Annotated in this window: 18 protein-coding genes; 9 read left to right on the plus strand and 9 right to left on the minus strand. The window is 66.3% G+C overall.

Going from position 1 to position 19,908, the window contains the following annotated elements; translation table 11 throughout:
* Nucleotides 1-561: 561 nt before the first annotated feature.
* The 5 genes from QRM89_RS11820 to prmB form a co-directional block, all read right to left on the minus strand.
* The gene (locus QRM89_RS11820) at nucleotides 562-1,587 is read right to left on the minus strand and encodes an aspartate-semialdehyde dehydrogenase (protein ID WP_011037679.1); all 1,026 of its coding nucleotides are present in this window, start codon (nucleotides 1,585-1,587) and stop codon (nucleotides 562-564) included.
* A gap of 84 nt (nucleotides 1,588-1,671) precedes the next feature.
* Nucleotides 1,672-2,730, minus strand: a complete 1,059-nt coding sequence (locus QRM89_RS11825) for a D-glycerate dehydrogenase (RefSeq protein WP_285448076.1) — start codon at nucleotides 2,728-2,730, stop codon at nucleotides 1,672-1,674.
* Nucleotides 2,723-3,826 carry a chorismate synthase gene (gene aroC, locus QRM89_RS11830; RefSeq protein WP_285448077.1) on the minus strand — a complete coding sequence of 368 codons (1,104 nt, stop codon included), beginning with the start codon at nucleotides 3,824-3,826 and terminating at the stop codon, nucleotides 2,723-2,725. Before aroC ends, QRM89_RS11825 begins: the two co-directional genes overlap by 8 nt.
* Nucleotides 3,816-4,304, minus strand: a complete 489-nt coding sequence (locus QRM89_RS11835) for a hypothetical protein (protein ID WP_186829760.1) — start codon at nucleotides 4,302-4,304, stop codon at nucleotides 3,816-3,818. The genes aroC and QRM89_RS11835 overlap by 11 nt, the downstream gene beginning before the upstream one ends.
* Nucleotides 4,294-5,220, minus strand: a complete 927-nt coding sequence (gene prmB / locus QRM89_RS11840; protein ID WP_011037683.1) for a 50S ribosomal protein L3 N(5)-glutamine methyltransferase — start codon at nucleotides 5,218-5,220, stop codon at nucleotides 4,294-4,296. Before prmB ends, QRM89_RS11835 begins: the two co-directional genes overlap by 11 nt.
* 80 nt (nucleotides 5,221-5,300) lie before the next feature.
* On the opposite strand from prmB, the gene QRM89_RS11845 reads away from it, so the two are divergent.
* From QRM89_RS11845 to QRM89_RS11855, 3 genes are all read left to right on the plus strand, one after another.
* The gene (locus QRM89_RS11845) at nucleotides 5,301-5,951 is read left to right on the plus strand and encodes an SCO family protein (RefSeq protein WP_011037684.1); all 651 of its coding nucleotides are present in this window, start codon (nucleotides 5,301-5,303) and stop codon (nucleotides 5,949-5,951) included.
* Nucleotides 5,948-6,796 carry an archaetidylserine decarboxylase gene (gene asd / locus QRM89_RS11850; protein WP_285448078.1) on the plus strand — a complete coding sequence of 283 codons (849 nt, stop codon included), beginning with the start codon at nucleotides 5,948-5,950 and terminating at the stop codon, nucleotides 6,794-6,796. Before QRM89_RS11845 ends, asd begins: the two co-directional genes overlap by 4 nt.
* 373 nt (nucleotides 6,797-7,169) lie before the next feature.
* Nucleotides 7,170-8,147, plus strand: coding sequence for a hypothetical protein (locus QRM89_RS11855; protein ID WP_285448079.1), 978 nt, complete (start codon nucleotides 7,170-7,172; stop codon nucleotides 8,145-8,147).
* Between the two features lie 90 nt (nucleotides 8,148-8,237).
* Here QRM89_RS11855 and QRM89_RS11860 read toward each other — a convergent pair whose 3' ends face one another.
* Complete coding sequence (locus tag QRM89_RS11860) at nucleotides 8,238-9,818, minus strand: transglycosylase SLT domain-containing protein (protein ID WP_042598379.1); 1,581 nt, start codon at nucleotides 9,816-9,818, stop codon at nucleotides 8,238-8,240.
* Nucleotides 9,819-10,053: 235 nt separating this feature from the next.
* On the opposite strand from QRM89_RS11860, the gene QRM89_RS11865 reads away from it, so the two are divergent.
* Complete coding sequence (locus tag QRM89_RS11865) at nucleotides 10,054-11,559, plus strand: helicase HerA-like domain-containing protein (RefSeq protein ID WP_285448080.1); 1,506 nt, start codon at nucleotides 10,054-10,056, stop codon at nucleotides 11,557-11,559.
* A 121-nt stretch (nucleotides 11,560-11,680) separates the two neighbouring features.
* On the plus strand, nucleotides 11,681-12,202 hold the full coding sequence (locus tag QRM89_RS11870) for a hypothetical protein (RefSeq protein WP_042598377.1): 522 nt from the start codon (nucleotides 11,681-11,683) through the stop codon (nucleotides 12,200-12,202).
* 202 nt (nucleotides 12,203-12,404) lie between these two features.
* Here QRM89_RS11870 and nudK read toward each other — a convergent pair whose 3' ends face one another.
* Nucleotides 12,405-13,004 carry a GDP-mannose pyrophosphatase NudK gene (gene nudK / locus QRM89_RS11875; RefSeq protein WP_285448081.1) on the minus strand — a complete coding sequence of 200 codons (600 nt, stop codon included), beginning with the start codon at nucleotides 13,002-13,004 and terminating at the stop codon, nucleotides 12,405-12,407.
* Between the two features lie 533 nt (nucleotides 13,005-13,537).
* Between nudK and QRM89_RS11880 the strand changes: the two genes are divergently transcribed.
* Nucleotides 13,538-14,812 (plus strand): hypothetical protein, encoded by a 1,275-nt coding sequence (locus tag QRM89_RS11880; RefSeq protein ID WP_285448082.1) that lies wholly within the window; start codon nucleotides 13,538-13,540, stop codon nucleotides 14,810-14,812.
* A 33-nt stretch (nucleotides 14,813-14,845) separates the two neighbouring features.
* Here QRM89_RS11880 and QRM89_RS11885 read toward each other — a convergent pair whose 3' ends face one another.
* Nucleotides 14,846-16,309, minus strand: a complete 1,464-nt coding sequence (locus QRM89_RS11885) for a rhomboid family intramembrane serine protease (RefSeq protein ID WP_285448083.1) — start codon at nucleotides 16,307-16,309, stop codon at nucleotides 14,846-14,848.
* 107 nt (nucleotides 16,310-16,416) lie between these two features.
* Between QRM89_RS11885 and greB the strand changes: the two genes are divergently transcribed.
* The gene (gene greB / locus QRM89_RS11890; protein WP_042598371.1) at nucleotides 16,417-16,923 is read left to right on the plus strand and encodes a transcription elongation factor GreB; all 507 of its coding nucleotides are present in this window, start codon (nucleotides 16,417-16,419) and stop codon (nucleotides 16,921-16,923) included.
* A 330-nt stretch (nucleotides 16,924-17,253) separates the two neighbouring features.
* Here greB and rimO read toward each other — a convergent pair whose 3' ends face one another.
* Nucleotides 17,254-18,627, minus strand: coding sequence for a 30S ribosomal protein S12 methylthiotransferase RimO (rimO, locus tag QRM89_RS11895; protein ID WP_285448084.1), 1,374 nt, complete (start codon nucleotides 18,625-18,627; stop codon nucleotides 17,254-17,256).
* Between the two features lie 183 nt (nucleotides 18,628-18,810).
* Here rimO and QRM89_RS11900 point away from each other — a divergent pair, with 183 nt between their 5' ends.
* Nucleotides 18,811-19,473, plus strand: coding sequence for a dienelactone hydrolase family protein (locus tag QRM89_RS11900; RefSeq protein ID WP_285448085.1), 663 nt, complete (start codon nucleotides 18,811-18,813; stop codon nucleotides 19,471-19,473).
* Nucleotides 19,470-19,907 (plus strand): HIT family protein, encoded by a 438-nt coding sequence (locus tag QRM89_RS11905; protein ID WP_011037697.1) that lies wholly within the window; start codon nucleotides 19,470-19,472, stop codon nucleotides 19,905-19,907. The genes QRM89_RS11900 and QRM89_RS11905 overlap by 4 nt, the downstream gene beginning before the upstream one ends.
* Nucleotide 19,908 lies beyond the last annotated feature (1 nt).

Consider the following 19,908-nt stretch of genomic DNA (forward strand, 5'->3'; position numbering starts at 1 on the left):
CGACGTAACGCGGCACGAAACAAGCGTAGGAGCGCACTTGTGCGCGATGGGGCATTACCGGGCAAGCCGCATCGCGCGCGAGCGCGCTCCTACGACGCTGAGCACTCAGGCCTTGCTGCGCACGACGCCGGCGTAGGCGTCACGGCGGGCTCGCGTCCGGCATCCACACGAATGAACGTAGGAGCGCACTCGTGCGCGATGGGGCATTACCGGGCAAGCCGCATCGCGCGCGAGCGCGCTCCTACGACGCTGAGCACTCAGGCCTTGCCGCGCACTGCGCCGGCGCAGGCGTCACGGCGAGGCCCGAACCCGGCATCCACACGAATGAACGTAGGAGCGCACTTGTGCGCGATGGGCGTTACCGGGAAAGCCTCATCGCGCGCGAGCGCGCTCCTACCACGCTGAGCGCTCAGGCCTTGCTGCGCACGGCGCCGGCGTAGGCGTCACGGCGAGGCCCGAACCCGGCATCCACACGAATGAACGTAGGAGCGCACTTGTGCGCGATGGGCGTTACCGGGAAAGCCTCATCGCGCGCGAGCGCGCTCCTACGGCGCTGCAGGCTCAGCCTTCCTGTGCGACCAATTCGGCCAGCTGCACGGCATTGAGTGCGGCGCCCTTGCGGATATTGTCGGAGACGATCCACAGATTCAGGCCGCGCGGGTGCGAGAGATCCTCGCGGATGCGGCCAACGAATACCGCGTCCTGGCCGGAGGCATGCGTCACCGGGGTCGGGTAGCCGCCGGCCTTGTGCTCGTCCACCACTTCCACGCCCGGCGAGGCTGCCAGCAATGCGCGGGCTTCGGCCACGGTGATCTTTTCGCGGGTCTCGATGGCCACCGCTTCCGAATGCCCGTAGAACACCGGCACGCGCACCGCGGTGGGATTCACCTGGATGTTTTCGTCACCGAGGATCTTGCGGGTCTCCCAGACCAGCTTCATCTCTTCCTTGGTGTAGCCGTTGTCCTGGAAATCGTCGATGTGCGGAATCAGGTTGAAAGCGATCTGCACCGGGAAGCGCTGCGGGTCGATCTGCTGGAAGCTCAGCAATTCGCTAGTCTGCTTGCCCAGTTCCTCCATCGCCGAACGGCCGCCGCCGGACACCGACTGATAGGTCGCCACGTTGATGCGCTCGATGCCGTACTTGCGGTGGATCGGGCCCAGCGCCACCAGCATCTGCATGGTCGAGCAATTGGGGTTGGCAATGATCCCGCGCGGGCGCTGCTTCAGCGCTTCGGGATTGACCTCGGACACCACCAGCGGCACATCGTCGTCGTAGCGGAACGCCGAGGAATTATCGATCACCACCGCACCGGCCGCAGCGAACTTGGGGCCGTATTCCTTGGAGACACTGCCGCCTGCGGAAAACAGCGCGATGTCCACGCCGGTGGGGTCGAAGTCGGCCAGGTCCAGCACGTCGACCTTGCCGCCGTTGAACTCGACCTGCCCGCCCGCCGAGCGCGCCGACGCCAGTGCGTACAAGGTGGCGACCGGGAACTGACGTTCGGCCAGGATGCTCAACATGGTTTCGCCGACAGCGCCGGTGGCGCCCACGACGGCGACGTTGAAACGACGGGTTTCGTTGCTCATGAGAATGTCTTTATCGAAAGGGGAAAGAAAGGGAGCACTGCGGGCTGGGTTCGGGGAACCTCCAAAGCTGGCCGCGGAGGTTCCCTATCGTTTGGTCGTAGCGGTTTTGGTTGCGCCCACGATCGCGCCACCGCGTTTGGCAGCCGCCACCGCATTGGCGTTGAGTGCGCTCGGCGGATGCCCGGCGTTGGCGCCCACGTCCAGCGCGGCGATCAGGTTGTCCACCGCCAGCTGCACCATCGCGCGGCGCGTAGCCAGGCTTGCACTGCCGATATGCGGGGTGAGCACCACGTTGTGCAGCGCCAGCAGCTCCGGGCGCACCCGCGGCTCGCCCTCGTAGACATCGAGACCGGCACCGGCGAGGCGGCCATTGGCCAACGCATCGGCCAGCGCGATCTCATCGACGATCCCACCGCGCGCGATGTTCACCAGCGTGGCGGTGGGCCGCATCTTCGCCAGCGCGGCGGCATCGATGATGTGGTGCGAGGCCTGGGTGTAGGGCAGCACCAGTACTAGGTGATCGGACTGCGCCAGCAAGGTGTCGAGGTCGACATACTGCGCACCCACCGCCTGTTCGGTCTCGGCCGGCAGCTGGCTGCGGTTGTGGTACAGCACGCGCATGCCGAAGCCATGCGCGCCGCGCCGGGCGATGCCCTGCCCGATCCGGCCCATGCCCAGGATGCCCAGCGTGCTGCCATGGATATCGGCGCCGAGCATGGTCTTGAACGACCACTGCCCCCACTGCCCGTCGCGCAGCCAGCGTTCGGCTTCGGTGACGCGGCGGGCGGTGGCCATCAGCAGGGAAAACCCCAGGTCGGCGGTGGTTTCGCTCAACACATCCGGCGTGTTGCTGGCCAGGATGCCCGCCGCGCTCAGCGCATCGATATCGAGGTTGTTGTAACCCACCCCGACATTGGCGATGGCGCGCAGCTGCGGTGCTGCGGCGATTTCCGCTGCACCGATACGCTCGTTGAGCGTGACCAGCGCGCCATCCAGCGGCGCGAGCCGCGCGGCCAGGTCGGCGGACGAATACGCCGTGACCTGCGTGGTGGTGACCAGTTCGAAATGCGCGCCCAGCTGTTCGACCACATCGTCGAACAACGGCTGGCTGACCCAGACCTTGGGGCGCGCGGTGTCAGACATCGGCCTGACCGGGAATCAGCGGCGCCACCTCGCCCACGTCGCCGCATTGGGCGCGGTGGCGCAAGGCCTGGTCCATCAACACCAGCGCCATCATGGCCTCGGCGATCGGCGTGGCACGGATGCCCACGCACGGGTCGTGGCGCCCGGTGGTGATGACATCCACCACGGCGCCGTCGGCATCCACGGTGGCGCCGGGCAGCCGCAGGCTGGAGGTCGGCTTGAGCACCATCGAGGCGGTGACCGCCTGCCCGGTGGAAATACCGCCGAGAACGCCGCCCGCGTGATTGCTGAGGAAGCCTTCCGGGGTGATCAGATCGCGGTGTTCGGTGCCCTTCTGCGCGGCACTGGCGAAGCCATCGCCAATCTCCACGCCCTTGACCGCATTGATGCTCATCAACGCGGCGGCCAGTTCGGAATCCAGCTTGCCGTAGATCGGCTCGCCCCAGCCCGGCGGCACGCCACCGGCCACCACGTCCACGCGCGCACCGACCGAGTCACCGGACTTGCGCAGCGCATCCATATAGATTTCCAGCTCCGGCACCTGCGCCGCATGCGGCCAGAAGAACGGGTTGTCTTCCACCGCATCCCAATCGAAACCGGTCGGGCGGATCTCGCCCAGCTGCGACAGGAAACCACGCACCAGCACGCCGTAGCGCTGCATGAGCCACTTCTTGGCGATCACGCCGGCGGCCACGCGCATGGTGGTTTCGCGTGCAGACGAGCGCCCGCCACCGCGCGGGTCGCGGATGCCGTACTTCTGCCAATAGGTGTAGTCGGCATGCCCGGGGCGGAACTGCTGGGCGATGTTGGTGTAGTCCTTGCTGCGCTGATCGGTGTTGCGGATCAGCAGCCCGATCGGCGTGCCGGTGGTGCGGCCCTCGTAGACGCCGGACAGGATTTCGATCTCGTCGGCCTCGCGGCGTGCGGAGGTATGCCGGCTCTTGCCGGTGGCACGCCGCTGCAGGTCGTGGGTGAACTCTTCCGGCGCGATCTCCAGGCCGGGAGGGCAACCGTCGATGATGCAGCCGATCGCCGGCCCATGTGATTCGCCGAAAGTGGTGACCGTGAACAAGCGGCCAAAACTGTTACTGCCCATGACGGCATCCTTTCAACATCTCTGCAGGCTGCAGCGCGTGTAGCATGCGCGGCAGGTGACGTGCGGCGACCAGCAGTGGCGCCACTGCCAGCACAACACTTGCCACAAGCAGGAACACGCCAAGCCGGGCATGGCCGCTGAGCAACCAGTTGGCCAGCAAATGCACCGCCACGCCGATTCCGACCAGCAGGCCAAACGCCACGATCCAGCTGCGGCGCCGATGCACACGTAATGTGGCATCCGAGCTGGTGGTCACGACCCAGGCACAGACGAGCCCGAAAAACGCCATGGACCCGAAGGTGATTTCTGCAGCGGCACTGGCCCAGCGCTGAAGTGCCGGGCCGCCGTACATCGGGTCGAACAACCGAAACACCACATCGAGCAATCCGAACGGAATGCACATGCCGAGCACGGACACCGGCACCAGCAACACGATGTCGCTCAGATGTGGCCGGTGCGTGCGTGCCTCAGCGCGCACTGGCCAGCTCGGTGATGCGTGCGCTGTGTGCGATCAACTCGCGGCATTCGACGGCGAAGATGCCCATCTGGCCGACCTTGAACTCGACCCAGGCGAAATCCACTTCCGGCAGCAGCTTGATCAGGTGCTGCTCGGACTCGCCCACTTCACAGATCAGCAGGCCGTCTTCGCTGAGGTGCTGCGGCGCATCGCGCAGGATCTTCAGCACCAGGTCCAGGCCATCGTCGCCCGCACGCAGGCCGAGTTCCGGCTCATAGGAATATTCCTGCGGCAGCGCGTCGGTTTCGTCGTTGGTGACATACGGCGGGTTGGTCACGATCAGGTCGTACTGCCGCCCGGCCAGGCCGGTGAACAGATCGGATTTGAGCAGGCTGACGTTGTCGGCATGCAGGCGCGCCTTGTTCTCGGCGGCCAGCGCCAGCGCGTCATCGCTGATGTCCACGCCGTCCACGTCCCAATGCGGGTTGTAGTGGCCCATCGCGATGGCGATGCAGCCGGAGCCGGTGCACAGGTCCAGCGCGCGGGTCACTTCGCGGCCGCCCAGCCAGGGCTCGAAACCGGCTTCGATCAACTCGGCGATCGGGGAACGCGGCACCAGTGCGCGCGCATCGCTCTTGAAACTCAGCCCGGCAAACCAGGCCTCGCCGGTGAGATATGCCGCCGGCACGCGCTCGTCGACGCGGCGCTGGAACAGTGCCAGCACGCGCTCTTTTTCTGCGCGCAGCAGGCGTGCCTGGCCGTAGGCCGGGCCCAGATCGTGCGGCAGATGCAGGCTGTGCAGGACCAACTGCGTGGCTTCGTCCAGCGCGTTGTCGTAGCTGTGGCCGAAGGTGAGACCGGCCTCGTTGAAACGGCTGGTGCCGTAGCGGATCAGGTCGATGATGGTGTGCAGTTCGTCGGCCGCGGCGGCAGTCATGGCAACAACTAAGAAGTGTTCGGCCCCCGATTATAGAGGTCGGATCGGTATCATGAGCGTCCGTTGCACTGGAAACCGCCATGTTCAATCGCAATACCGGCATCGTGCTGCTGGTGGCGCTGGCCGCCGGGCTAGGCCTGTTGCTGGGCCAGAAGTTCCTTGGCGGCACCCCGCGCTCGCCCTGGCCGCCCACCCAGACCATCACCTTCTACCCACAGCCGCGCCCGCTGCCGCAGTTCAGCCTGCGCCAGTCCGATGGCACCCAGCTGGTGCCCGGCGAATTGAACGGCCATTGGACGCTGGTGTTCCTGGGCTTCACCTTCTGCCCGGATGTCTGCCCCACCACGCTGACCGATCTGGCGGTGGCCCAGCGGCAGTGGGAGAGCGTTCCCGAGAGCCTGCGCCCACGCGTGCTGTTCGTGTCGGTGGACCCGCAGCGCGACCCGCCCGCACGCCTGGGCGAATACGCGCACGCCTTCCACAAGGACACGCTGGCGGCCACGGCCGATGAACCGTCGCTGGAGCGCTTCGCCACCGCGCTGGGGTTCGTGTTCCAGAAAGTGCCGGGCAAGAATTTCGCGCAGAACCCCAACGACTACAGCATGGATCACTCGGCCGGCATCGCCGTGCTCGATCCGCAGGGCCGGCTGGCTGGCCTGATCCGTCCGCCGCTCGACCCGAAGGCGATTGCCGCCGACCTCCAACAGCTGACCAAGGTAACCGCTCCGTGAGTCTTGTCACTTCCCTGACCTACTTGCTGCCGCATCGGCTGCTGTCCTCGCTGGCGCGCGCCCTGGCGTATTCCAAGACGCCGGCGACCAAGCAGTGGCTGATCGACACGGTCACGCGCAAGTTTGGCGTGGATCTGAGCGAAGCCAAGGAGCCGGATCCGCGCGCCTACCCCACCTTCAATGCATTTTTCACCCGCGCGCTGAAGCCCGGCGCGCGCGTGCCCGACGCCGACCCGCAGGCACTGTTGATGCCGGCGGACGGGCGTATCAGCCAGCTCGGGCCGATCGAGAACGGGCGCATCTTTCAGGCCAAGGGCCAGTCGTTCACGGCGGCGGAACTGCTCGGCGATGAGTCCGCCGCAGTGCCCTTCCACAATGGCCTGTTCGCCACGGTGTATCTGTCGCCCAAGGACTATCACCGCGTGCACATGCCGTGGAGCGGCACCTTGCGCGAGACCGTGCATGTGCCTGGCCGGCTCTTCAGTGTTGGCCCCGATGCAGTGCGCAACGTGCCGCGGCTGTTCGCCCGCAACGAACGCCTGGTGTGCCACTTCGATACCGACTTCGGCCCGATGGCCTCGGTGATGGTGGGTGCGCTGCTGGTGTCCGGCGTGGAAACCGTCTGGAGCGGTGTGGAGATCCCGCGCTACGGCGACCGTATCACGCGCAAGGATTACCGCGGCAAGGGGATCACGCTGGAGCGCTTTGCGGAGATGGCGCGCTTCAATTATGGATCGACGGTCATCGTCTTGCTGCCGCCGGGCGTTGCCGCGCTTGAAGGCGGGCTGGCTGCGGAAAGCGCGGTGCGGCTGGGACAGGCGCTGGCACGACGCCAGGTGGACTGACGCGCAGCCGCGCGACAGGCGTTTAAACACTTCACTCGCGCGGCGCGGCGCTATGGTCATCGTACTGCTGTGGTCAGACGTCGCCGCGCTCTGACACGCGCACGTGCCGCAGACTGCTGCGCGGTTGGCCTGAGGCTTGCAGCGCGCCAGGCGTTTCAGCGCTTCGTTTGGCTGCGCTGTTGCTCCAATGCGATGTCTTAGCGCAGCTATCAAAATGACTGCGCAGCTACGCTTTGTTAGCCGCTCTTAGAACCTGGCCAAACGCGCGCACGCCGCTCCACTGACAGACAAGTGCGGCACCGGCTACGCCAACGCAGTACGCTGCCATGGCGCACCGGACACTTCCCACCTAGGACACTGCATGACCACACGGATGTTGCGATGGCCTTTGGCCCTCGCCCTCGCCACGGTGCTGGCCGGTTGTGGCCAGCAGAGTGAGCAACAGCAGCTGGATGCGCTGCGTTCCGGCCTGCAATACCGGGGCTACCGGCAGTTCAGTGAGCATGGGTTGCCGGTCGCCTTTGCCGCCTACCAGCGCGGCGGCAGCCTGCTGGACACGCCGCCGGAACCACTCACTGCCGACGACATCTGCATGCTCCACGCAATGCTGTCCTACACCGCACTGGCCGCCAACAAACTGCTGCCCGCGATCGCCGAAGCCGACCTGCTGGAGCGCGATTGCGGGTCGCAGGGCGCGCTGATCGCCACGGCACTGCGCTCGGTGGCGTTCGAACGCAAGCACTGGCCGCAGCTTGCGCAGCGCTCCAGCGACAGCCTGTGGAAACACGACGCCAATCCCGACGACACCCTCACCACCTTGCTCATGCTGCACGTGGTGATGGCTTACGCGGCCATCCAGGACAAGCGCTGGGATGCCGCGGTGCTGCATGCGGATGCGATCGGCCTGGCGGTGCGTGCACCCTGGCTGGGCGAGCTGGCGCGCGTGGGACAGGACTTTGCCGAGCACCGGTTGCTGGAAGGCCTGCGTCGGCTCAAACGCCTGAGCGAAAACCCGAATGTGCCGCCGGACGTGCGCGCCGAACTGCAGGCGTTGATCACCCGCATCGAAGCGGAGAGTGGCGACCTGGACTCGAGCTGGGTGATCGCCCGCATCCTCACCCGCTTCATGTGGCAGGCGATCGAACAGAACGCAGCGCCGGCCACCAGGGACCTGATGCATTTTGCCGAACAGCAGACCAGCAAGCTGGGGCCCGACGCGCTACGTCAGGGCTGGCGCGCACGCTGGACACGCTGGTGGGCGAAGGCACAGACCTTCTGGCAGGACGCCGCGCCCGCGTCTGACAAGGATGCGGATGCGGCTCCAGCAGCGCCCGCACCCGCCACGCAGTGACTGCGTCCCCGCCGGTATCCGCGGCAGCGCGCGGCCGACCGCGTGCTGGCCGATGCCTACGCCATCAGCCGCGTCAGAGAACCGCGGCTCTCAGCGATCGCAACCAGCCAGCTTGATCGATTGCCCCGGCTTGAGCGCGTACGACGGCGCCTTCAGGCCGTTGGCCTTGGCCAGCTCCTTGATCTCGCACTGGTATTTCTGCGCGACCCGGCCCAGGGTGTCGCCCTTGGCAACGGTGTAGCTGCGCACCTGCTTGGCCTTGGGCTTGGCGACCGCCGGCTGGCCGGTGGCCACCGTGGTCGGCACGCCGGCCATCGGGCTGACATCGCCCACCGCCACGCTGGGCACGTACTCCGGCGCGCTGGTGCGCACGATCGCGCTATTGAGATCGGCGGTGATCAACGCGCGGGCCAGGTCGGCACGCGGGCCGCTCACGCAGTAACGCGTGTACAGGCTGGCGATGCGGTTGGTGGCGTTGATGGTGGTCCCGGCCGGGATCCAGCCATCGGGCTCGTAGCGCGGGTTGAGGTTGCGCAGTGCGCGCATGTAGCCGTCGCGCGTGCCCATGCTGCCCAGGCAGATGGTGAGTTCGTAAATGGTGGTCGACTTGGCCAACTTGATGGTGGCCGACTGTGCGTTGAGCTTGGGAAAGTCCACACCGTACTGGCGCGGGTGCAGGAAGATCCAGGCAGCGGCGATCACCATCGGCACGTAGTCCTTGGTTTCAGCCGGGAACTGGTTGTAGACGTCCTGCTCCCAGAAGCCGCGGCCACCGGACTGGGCAAAGACACGCGCCGCGCGCCCTTCGCCACCGTTGTAGGCCGCAAGCGCCAGTTCGATGCTGCGGTTGAGCCCCACCATGCGCTCGTTGAGATACGCGGCGCTGGCCTCGGCGGCACTGCGCGCATCGAAGCGCGTATCGAAACCGGTACCGTCCGGGCCCAGCCCGAAGCGGCGCCCGGTGGCCGGCATGAACTGCATCAGCCCTGCGGCGCCCGCACGCGAACTGGCGTGCACCTTGCCGTTGGATTCCTTGGCCATAATGCCGAACAGCAGCGCCTCCGGCAGCGCGCGTTTCTGCCATTCCGGCCACATCACCGCACGCAGGTTGGCGTAATTCTCATAGCTGGTCAGCAGCGATGGACGCATGTCGGTCAGCCAGCGGCGGATGCCGGCCTGCACCGCCGGGTTGTACTGCACCATCTTGTCGAAGTCGTGCTGCTGGTCGTTGAGCAGACTGGCCGTGCGGGCCGCAGCGGGGACGTCGGTCGCCAGCGGGCCGATGTGGTCCGGGTCGGCCTGCAGCAGGGTGTCGTCGTCTTCCGGCTCGTCGGACGCCGGCGCTTCCGCATCCGCGCGCGCCTTGAGCAGGCGCTTGTAGGTCGACAGCTGATTGGCCACCAGGCAGCCACGCTGCTTGATGCAGGCGTCGATGACGTCTTCCATGTCCTCCAGTGCGGCGTCGCCTTCGGCGGTGCCCTTGGGGTCGGAGTTGTTCACCAGCACCAGGGCGTCGCGGTAGCGCTTCTCGGCGGCGGCCATGCGTGCATCCAGCGCGGCGACCTTTTCGGTATCGCGCTTGGACAAGGCATGGGCAGTAGGAGCGAGGGACAACAACGCCAGCACGGCCAACACAGGCCATGGGCGCAAACCAAAATGAGCGAGCGGCATCGTCGGCAGTACAGCGGAAAGGCAGGCAGGGTAGCCGCCGGGGTGACACCGGGGCAAGGCGGCCGGCCCGGCAGGGTCAGTGCACCGTTAGGTTGGCTACCGCATCCAGCGCAAAGCGGCAGCCCGGCGCCCGCACCGGGCCTGCCGCTGGCAGATGCCATTGGCGAATGGGCAAATACCCCATGCCGGCCAGGTTTGACGGCTAGAATCCGGCCTTTCCTACCGGATCTGCGCAATGGCCTCGTTCCTGCTCGGCAAAGGCATTACCGACGGTATTCCGGTGGTTCTGGAGGGCCGCTTCGGCAACCGGCACGGCCTGGTGGCCGGGGCTACCGGCACCGGCAAGACCGTCACCCTGATGACCCTGGCAGAAGGCTTCTCGCGCCTGGGCGTGCCGGTGTTCCTGGCCGACGTCAAAGGCGACGTGGGCGGCTTGGCGGTGGCCGGCGATGGCGCGCCCGGCGTGCTGCAGCGCGCAACGGAGATCGGCATCGGCGATTACGCGCCGGCCGCCAACTCGGTGGTGTTCTGGGACCTGTACGGGCAGTTGGGCCACCCGGTGCGCACGACCGTGAGCGAAATGGGCCCCACCTTGCTTGCGCGCATCCTGGAGCTCAATGACACCCAGTCCGGCGTGCTGGACATCGTGTTCAAGCTGGCCGACGACCGCGGCCTGCTGTTGCTGGATCTGGACGACCTGCGCGCCCTGCTGGCGTTGGTGGTGGAAGAACGCAAGGAGCTCTCCACCAGTTATGGCCTGGTGTCGGCGCAGTCGGTGGCGGCGATCCAGCGCGCCTTGCTGCGGCTGTCGCAGGATGGCGGCGAACAGTTCTTCGGCGAGCCGGCGCTGGAATTTGCCGACCTGATGCGGGTGGCACCGGACGGCCGCGGGGTGATCGGCATCCTGGCCGCCAACCAGCTGGTGCTCAAGCCGCGGCTATATTCCACCTTCCTGCTCTGGCTGCTGTCGGAACTGTTCGAGCGCCTGCCGGAAGTGGGCGACCTGGAGCAGCCCAAGCTGGTGTTCGTGTTCGACGAGGCGCACCTGTTGTTCGACGATGCGCCGCCTGCGCTGGTGCAGCGCATCGAACAGGTGGTGCGCCTGATCCGCTCCAAGGGCGTGGGCGTGTATTTCTGCTCGCAGTTCCCCGACGATATCCCAGACAACATCCTCGGCCAGCTAGGCAACCGCGTGCAGCATGCGTTGCGTGCATACACGCCGCGCGACCAGAAGGCGGTCAAGACCGCCGCACAGACGTTTGTCGCCAACCCGAAGCTCGACGTGGCAACCGCCATTTCCAGCCTGGGCACCGGCGAGGCACTGGTGTCTCCACTGCAAGGCAAGGGCGTGCCGGCACCGGTGCAGCAAACCCTGATTGCGCCGCCGCGCTGCCGCATGGGCGCTTTAGCCGACAACGAGCGTGCGCAGGTGCGTGCCGCCAGCCCGGTGGGCACGCGCTACGACACCGCGATCAATCGCGAATCGGCGGCCGAGCTGTTGGCGCGGCGAGTCGAACAGGTGGCCGAGCAGACCAACGCACCGCCGGCGCGCACCCGCGAAGAGGACGACGCGCAGGACAGCGGCTTCGGCCAGGCGATCAAGGACGCGGTGTTCGGCACCAAGCGCCGCCAGGGCATGCTTGAGGCCATGGCCAAGCAGACCTCGCGCACGGTGGGCAACAAGATCGGGCAACAAATCGTGCGCGGTATTTTCGGCAGTATTTTTGGTGGGAAGCGTTGAGTGCAGCGCCGCAAGGGATGCGCCCGGTAGGAGCGCGCTCGCGCGCGATGAGGCCTTAACCGCAGCGCACCGCGCGCAAGCGCACGCGCCACACCGCATTCGCACGACAAGGAGCCACAAGATGCATGGATCTGCAGCGCTTATCACGACGTTTCTCTGGCTTTCCAGCGCGGGCGCGGCGTTCTCTGCGCCACAAACACAGCAAGCAGATCCACACACTGCGTGGCCACCGAGCAGGCAACACCTGCTTGCGGGGCACTATGTTGGCAAGCTGCATCCAGACACTGCGCCGTGCCAGGCCGTTCGCGCGGAACTCTGGCTTGAAGCGGCACAGGGAGACAAGAACAGTCGGCGCTACACGCTCAAGACGACGTGCATCGCCCCCGAAAGCCAACGCAGCAATAGCGTTGTCACCGAACGCGGTCCCTGGTGGCTCGACATCGTCGGCAGCGAGTGCCTGATGCTCTCCCGCGACGATGCGTCCGATCTTTCGCTCAATCCAAATCTGTACGGCTTTCGGATCAACACAGAACCTACCGCGAGCGACCAGAAACCCAGCTACTCCTTGGCCCAGGATGGGCACAACTGCCACAGCGGCGACTGGCCGGAACATCGCGACAAGGTTTTGAAACGCGTCCGCTAACACGGACCCGGCTTTAAAAGCTCAGCACGCGATGCCGGCTTAGATCGGAAAAACGTAGCAAGCAACCGCCCGGTGAGTGCGGGCGGCACGGAGAGCCCTAAGGGCACCGGCGGGCATAAACATTGCGGGAACGGCACTGCCTGGCGGCCACACAGTCGTTTTGCTAGCGGCACTTAATAACGCGCCTGAGGCAGGCCGCACCTTAATCAAGCACACCATGCAACTTGGCGTACTGCAGCAACATGATGGTCTTGGCGTCGGCGATTTCGCCGGTAGCAATCAGCGCCAGCGCAGCGTCGAGCGACAGTTCCAGCACCTCGATCTCTTCGCCGTCTTCTTCGACCCCGCCGCCGGCGCTCACCTTGTCGCCGTCGACATATTCACCGACGAAGAAATACAGACGTTCGGTCACCGACCCCGGGCTCATGAAGGCCTCGAAGAGCTTACGCACGTTCTCGATGCGGTAGCCGGTTTCCTCTTCGGTCTCCTTGCGGATACAGGCCTCGGGATCGTCCTGATCCAGCAGGCCGGCGCAGGCTTCGATCAGCATGCCGTCGGGGTTGCCGTTGAGCAGGGTCGGCAGCCGGAACTGGCGGGTGAGCATCACCGTTTGCCTGGCACGGCTGTACAGCAGAATGGTGGCGCCATTTCCGCGATCGTAGGCCTCGCGCGACAAGGTCTGCCAGCGGCCATCCTTGCGCTGGAAATCGAAGGTGACCTTGCGCAGGACATACCAGTTGTCCGAGAGCACATCGATGGACCGAACACGAACCTGCGGGTTGCCGGTGGCGATTGGAAGCAAGACGACACTCCTTGTGACATGACCGATCAACAGCGCAACACCGTGCCACGCCATACGCCGGGCATTGCGAGGTGGCTGCGCAGTTTACCTGGCGCAAGGCACGGGATGCGCCTTGCTGCATGAGGGCTGCCCTGTTTCGCGACGTGATGCCGATGAGCGTGTTGACGCATGACGTAGATGCGCCTGACGCAGTCGCACGCCAACGACCCGGTACTCACGCTGATCGCCGCGCTGCATCCCGCAACAATCGGTGCACGCCTCCACTGGACGAAACATCGCACTCCCATGGGTCACCGTAATGCGCATTCGACACCCATCGTCATGCTGATATCGCGCGCGCCCAACAGTGACAACAACCCAACACGGAGCGCACGCACGACTAGCCAATCAACATGGGACCGCCCTCCCCGCTCTCTCCCGTCGCCCCCAACTCAGCAACCGAGCTCTTCCACTTCGGTGCAACCACCACATCCAATTGCGCGCCGGCACGCGCCGCCGCACAATCGCGCCACACCACACGCTTGGGGAGCGTCATGGAAGACCGTTTTCGCGCACGCAAGGTGGCGGCGCAGGCTGTGCCCGCACCGTTCTGGACCCGTATTCCGGCCATCGCCACCTATCCGCTGCGTGGCTCTGCGCTATACGCGCTGATCGCGCTGACCTTGTGCAGCGCGTTGCTGGTCTTGCCGGGCATCCTGAAGCTTGTTGTCCTGGGCGTGCTCGGCATGGCCACCTATACTTACGCCTTCGACATCCTGCGGCACAGCGCCAACGGCGAGCACGATGCGCCGCGGCTGGGCTACAACAGCTTCGACAGCGCCGTACTGCGGCTGATCCTGCTGGCCTTCGCACTGGGTATCGTGATCGTCGCCGCTGGCGTGATCGCCGGCAAACCTGGCTTGACCGTTGCGTACCTGGCCGTTCAGCTGTTGCTGCCCGGCATGATGATCGCCCTGGCCATCGACGGCAGCCTGCGCCGCGCACTCAATCCGGCGGTCTCTATCGACATGGCGCTACGCATCGGCTGGCCGTACCTGGCCGCCTATGGCTTGCTCTACGTCATCCAGGGTAGCGGCACGGCGGCGATCTTCGTGGCATTGAAGTACCTGCCGCCGGTGGTGCGCGAGCTGACCATCGTGGTGGCCTCGATCTGGAGCCTGTTCGCCAGCTTCCATCTGATGGGCTATCTGGTCTACCAGTACCACGAGGAACTCGGCTACGAGCCCAGCGGCGGCATTGCCCTGCAGCGCGAAGACCCCGACCAACGCCTGCTCGACGAAGCAGAGCAGTTCGTGCGCGATGGGCATTCGGACGAAGCATTTCAGGCCTTGCGCGGCGCGGTGCGCTCGCGTGCGGTGAGCCTGGCGGTGCATGAGCTGTACCAGCGCCTGCTGCGCCAGCACCACCTTAACGACGAACTACGCGACCACACCCGCCAGTACATCAATCGCCTGCTGCAGGAAAAACAGGAGCGACGCGCACTGGCCCTGCAACGCGAAGCGCTGGACACCGACCCCACCTTTGCACCGCTATTGCCCGAGCAGGCGACGCTGCTGGCCGAGCGCGCGAAGATGGCCGGGCAATACCAATTGGCGACCGATGGCCTGCTGGCCGCCATCGGCGCGTGGCCGCGCGAGCGCATGCTGCCGGCCTGGTCGCTGGACGCCGGCTTGCTGTTGGCCGAGCGCTTCGCGCGCGACGATGACGCGCGCATGGTGCTGCAGAACGCGCTGGACCACTGCGACGATGAAGCCCAGCGCGCCAAGCTGGCAGCGGCACTGAAAGCGGTGGCGATTCAACCCGCGTAAGTGGCGGCTGCGTGGTCTTTTCCGCAGCCGCTCTCACCCATTGTCCAGCAGGAACCGCGCCTTGTTGGCCTGGCCCTGCTCGGGGAATTGCTCCAGTAACTGACGCAGCACGCGCGTGCGCTGCTCGCCCGCCTGCAACTCGCCATGCCGCAACGCCAGCACGAACCACTGCTGGGCAAGCTCCGCGCGCGGCGTGCTCAGCGCACTGTCTTTCAACAGCCGTTCCGCGTCGGCCAGCAGGCCGGTGCGCAGGCAATTGCCGATCAACGCCATCCGTGCCGATGGATCGCAGTCGAGGTGGTCCTTGGCCAATTCGGCCGCCACCGTCAGCTGCAGGCGCGTCTGTTCGGCGCTGTGCGCGTGCAGCCGCAGCAGCGTGTCCGCGTGCTGCTGAAGTTCCTTGAGACGGCCCGCGTTACGGGCCACGCGATAGCGCGCCAGGGCAATCTCCGCGCTGCGTGGCTGCTCGCTTGCCAGCTCTGCCAGCAGGCGCTCGGCCTCGGCATTTTCCATGCGCCCCAGATGCCGCTGTGCACGCTCCCAGCGGTCGTCCGCCTGCGCCACCGCGTCGTCCTCCATGAAAGCCGGGCGGGTCTGCCGCACCAGCACCAGCAGCGCACCGAGCAGCGCGCCACTCACCAGCCCACCGGCATGCGCATCGAATCCAATGCCTTGATTGTCACGCCAGAGCAGGTTGTAGAGCTCCCAGCCCAACCACAGCGGCAGCAACAGAATCGCCGGACCCCGCACATAGTTAAACACCACGAAAAACCAGTAGAAAAAGCGCACCCGCCGGCGGCCCCAGACCACGCAGAACGCGCCCATCAGCGCCGCGATTGCGCCAGAGGCGCCCAGCCCGCCACCGGGTTGGCCCCACCGCCACCACAGGCTCACTGCGCTCGCACCAAACCCGCCGAGCAGGTATAGCAGCAGGAACCAGCCGCTGCCGATCGCCCCTTCCAGCAACGTGCCCAGCGCCAGCAGGAACACCATGTTGCCCAGCAGATGGTCCAGGTCGCCGTGCAGGAAGGTGGCCGACAGCATGCGCTGCGGCGACCATTCCGAACTGCGCTGGATGTGGCGCAAGGTGAACACCTTGGACAGCCGCGCATCGTAGGGCGCACGCAACGCGTACCAGTCGCGTCGTTGCGCATCGTCGTCGAACAGGCGTCCGCTGCGCAGGGCATCGGTAAACGCCACATCGTTCATGGTCAGCTGCGCCAGGTAGGCCACCCGTTGCCGCGCTGGCACCTTGTCCCATTGCGCCTGGCGCGCCGCACGCACCTTCGCATCGCTCTGTGCCAGGTAGCGCGCGTGCGCCTTGCCCTCCAGCGCGCCCAAGCCGGACTCCACGTAATAGCGCACCGCATTGGCGATGAGGCCGTCGTCCTTGCGCTGGTACCCCACATGGATCACGACATTGAGCAGCACCAGCAGCAGCGTGACCCAGGGAATGTTCTGGCGCGACCAGGGTTTATGCAGCGGCATGATCAGCATGGCAGGCGTCCGTGTCCCAAGGCGCAAAGCTTCGCCGGGCGGATGCGGATGCGCAAGCGCGCCATGCGCGCTAGCATCGCGCCCCCATCCTGCCCTGTTGGTCGCCCATGAGCCGCTGGCGCCCCCCTGCCGAGAAAAGCACTGCGTTGATCACGCCGGAAGGCCATGCGCGGCTCAAGGCCGAGCTGGACGAGCTGTGGCGCCTGCGTCGGCCCGAGGTGGTGCGCGCGCTCGCGGCGGCCGCAGCCGAGGGCGACCGCTCGGAAAACGCCGAGTACACCTATCGCAAGAAACAGCTGGGCGAGATCGATCGCCGCGTGCGTTACCTCAGCAAGCGGCTGGAAGCGCTGCGCGTAGTGGATACCGCACCGACGGATCCGCAGGCGGTGTTCTTTGGCGCACAGGTTGAGCTGGAAGATGCCGACAGCGGCGAGCTGCTGCATTACCGCATCGTGGGGCCAGACGAGACCGACGCCGGGCGCGGCTGGATCAGCATCGATTCGCCATTGGCGCGCGCGTTGCTGAAAAAGCGCGTGGACGATGAGTTCGAGGCACAACTCCCGTCGGGCAAGCACACCTTTGTGGTGGTGGCGGTGGAGTACGCGGCAACTTAGTTGGTGTGGGCGTGCGTGAGGCAATCCGGGTGGTTTGGATCCTTGCCTGCTGGTGCCGATGCGCGCGGTTGGAGGCGTGTGGTTGTGGGGTAACGCCTCATCGCGCGCTGGCGCGCTCCTACGCGGCTGGCCGTGTGCGGTGGCAATGCAGCGCACCTTGAACAGTCCAGCTGCGCTGCGGAAGCCTCGTCGCGCGCGAACCCGCTCCTATGAGGCGGGTGCGTCGATTGCGTGCTGGCGTGCTGGCGTGCTGGATATTTCGGCGCACACCAGTTTCATTGCACACCAAACGGCCAGCGACGCTTGCCACTCGCTGGCCCGCCGCTGCGGCTAGACCATCTGCAGGTTCAATGCGCGGGGCGGCTGCACCGCAAGATCAGACGGCAGCGCATCACCGAACAGGTCGTGCTCATCGCTGTCGGTGATTTCCACATCGACCAGGTCGCCCACCTTCAGCTTGAGCTCGCCGCCGTTCTGGATATGCACCAGGCCGTCGATCTCCGGCGCGTCCGCGCGCGAGCGGGCCACGGCGATGTCGTCTTCGATCAGGTCGACCAGGCACTGCTGCACCGTGCCGATTTTCGCTTCCAGCCGCGCCGCGGAGATCTCCGCCTGCTTGGCCATGAAGCGCGCCAGGCGCTCCTGCTTCAGCTCTTCCGGCACCGGGTCCGGCAACGCATTGGCGCTGGCGCCCTCCACCGGCGAATAGGCAAATGCCCCCACGCGGTCCAGCTGGGCCTGGTCCAGGAACTCCAGCAGCGCTTCGAACTCGGCATCGGTCTCGCCGGGGAAGCCGACGATGAAGGTCGAGCGCACCGTGATCTCCGGGCACATCGCCTTCCAGCGCTGCACGCGCTCCAGGGTCTTTTCCACTGCGCCCGGCCGCTTCATCAGCTTGAGGATGCGCGGGCTGGCGTGCTGGAACGGGATGTCCAGGTACGGCAGCAGCTTGCCTTCGGCCATCAGCGGAATCACATCGTCCACGTGCGGGTATGGGTACACGTAATGCAGGCGCGTCCACACACCCAGTTCCGACAGCCCTTCGCACAGCGCCTTCATGCGGGTCTGGTACATGCGATCGCGCCACGGGCGCTCGGCATACTTCAGGTCCACGCCGTAGGCCGAGGTGTCCTGCGAGACCACCAGCAGCTCCTTGACGCCGCCGCGCACCAGCCGCTCGGCCTCACGCAGCACCTCGTCGACCGGGCGCGAGGCCAGGTCGCCGCGCATCGAGGGAATGATGCAGAAGCTGCAGCGGTGATTGCAGCCTTCGGAAATCTTCAGGTACGCGTAGTGGCGCGGCGTCAGCTTGATGCCGTAGTCCGGCACCAGATCCACGAACGGGTCGTGACGCGGCGGCAGCGCGGCGTGCACCGCTTCCATCACGCTCTGGTAGTCCTGCGGGCCGGACACCGCCAGCACCTGCGGGTAGGCCTCGCGGATCTGCTCCGGGCGCTTGCCCAGGCAGCCGGTGACGATCACCTTGCCGTTGGCGTTCATCGCCTCGCCGATCGCATCCAGCGACTCGGTCACCGCCGAATCGATGAAGCCACAGGTATTGACCACCACCACGTCGGCCGCGTCGTAGCTGGGCACGATGTCGTAGCCCTCCACGCGTAGCTGGGTGAGGATGCGTTCGGAATCGACGAGCGCCTTCGGGCAGCCAAGGCTGACGAAGCCGACTTTGGGGTTCAGCTGGGACATGGAAGCAGGAGCCTGGGAAACGGAGCGGCCTGGGGCCTGGGCAAGGCCAATTATAGCGGCGTGCGGGCAGCGCTCTGAACCGCCGTACCTCGCCAGCCCGGCCGGCTTTGCGAAACCCTCACTTTTCACGATGCCGGTCCGGTCGATAATGCGCGCCTCCCTCGCTGCACATCAGGAATTCCCATGGGTCACTGGACCACGCTCGACACCTCCGACGGCCAGGTTGCCGCTTGGCACGCCACCCCCGCCTCCAGCCCGCGCGGCGGCCTGGTGGTGATCCAGGAGATCTTCGGCGTCAACGAACATATCCGCGCGGTGGCCGATGACTACGCCGCACGCGGCTACGAGGTGCTGGCGCCGGCCTTTTTCGACCTGGAAGAAAAGGACGTGCAGTTGCCTTATGACCAGGAAAGCCTGCAGCGCGGCCTGGCCCTGGCCAACGCGGTGGGCCTGGAACGTGCGGTGGAGGTGGTCAAATCTGCCGCCACCCTGCTGACCCGTGCCGGCAAGGTGGGCACGGTGGGCTACTGCTGGGGCGGCTCGGTGGCGCTGCTGTCGGCGATCCGGCTGGGCCTGCCCTCGGTGAGCTACTACGGCGGCCGCAATACGCAGCTGCTGGACGAAACGCCCAAGGCGCCGGTGATGTTCCATTTCGGAGAGCAGGACAGCAGCATTCCGCCCGAAGCGATCCAGGCGCACCGCGAAAAGCTGCCGCAGATGGAGACCTTCGTCTACCCGACCGGGCACGCCTTCAACCGCAGCATCGACCCGACCCACTACGACGCCGACAGCGCCGAGCGGGCGCTGGAGCGCACCCTGGGCTTCTTCGACGCCCACCTGGGATGAGCGGACCCGTCTCGAATGCGCCCGCCACGGGCGCCTTTGAACTGGATGCGCGGCTGGCCGCCGACAGCGTCTTCGTCGCCGACGGCCCGCTGTCGCAGGTGCGGCTGATGGACGACACCCGCTTCCCGTGGCTGGTGCTGGTGCCGCGGGTGGCCGAGGTCAGCGAGTGGATCGACCTGGATGGCGGCCAGCAGCGCCTGTTGCTGGCGGAGATCAACCAGCTCTCGCAGCTGCTGCGGGTCGAGCCGCAGGTGAGCAAGCTCAATATCGGCGCGCTGGGCAACATCGTGCGCCAGCTGCACGTGCACCTGGTCGGCCGCCATCCCGGCGATGCGGCCTGGCCCGGGCCGGTGTGGGGCAGCGGCAGCGCGCACCGGTTTGCGCCCGATGCACTGCAGGAGCGTGTCGCGGCATGGGCGCAACGGCTACGATAGG

The sequence above is a fragment of the Xanthomonas sp. LMC-A-07 genome, assembly GCF_030208825.1.
Classification (GTDB): domain Bacteria; phylum Pseudomonadota; class Gammaproteobacteria; order Xanthomonadales; family Xanthomonadaceae; genus Xanthomonas; species Xanthomonas campestris.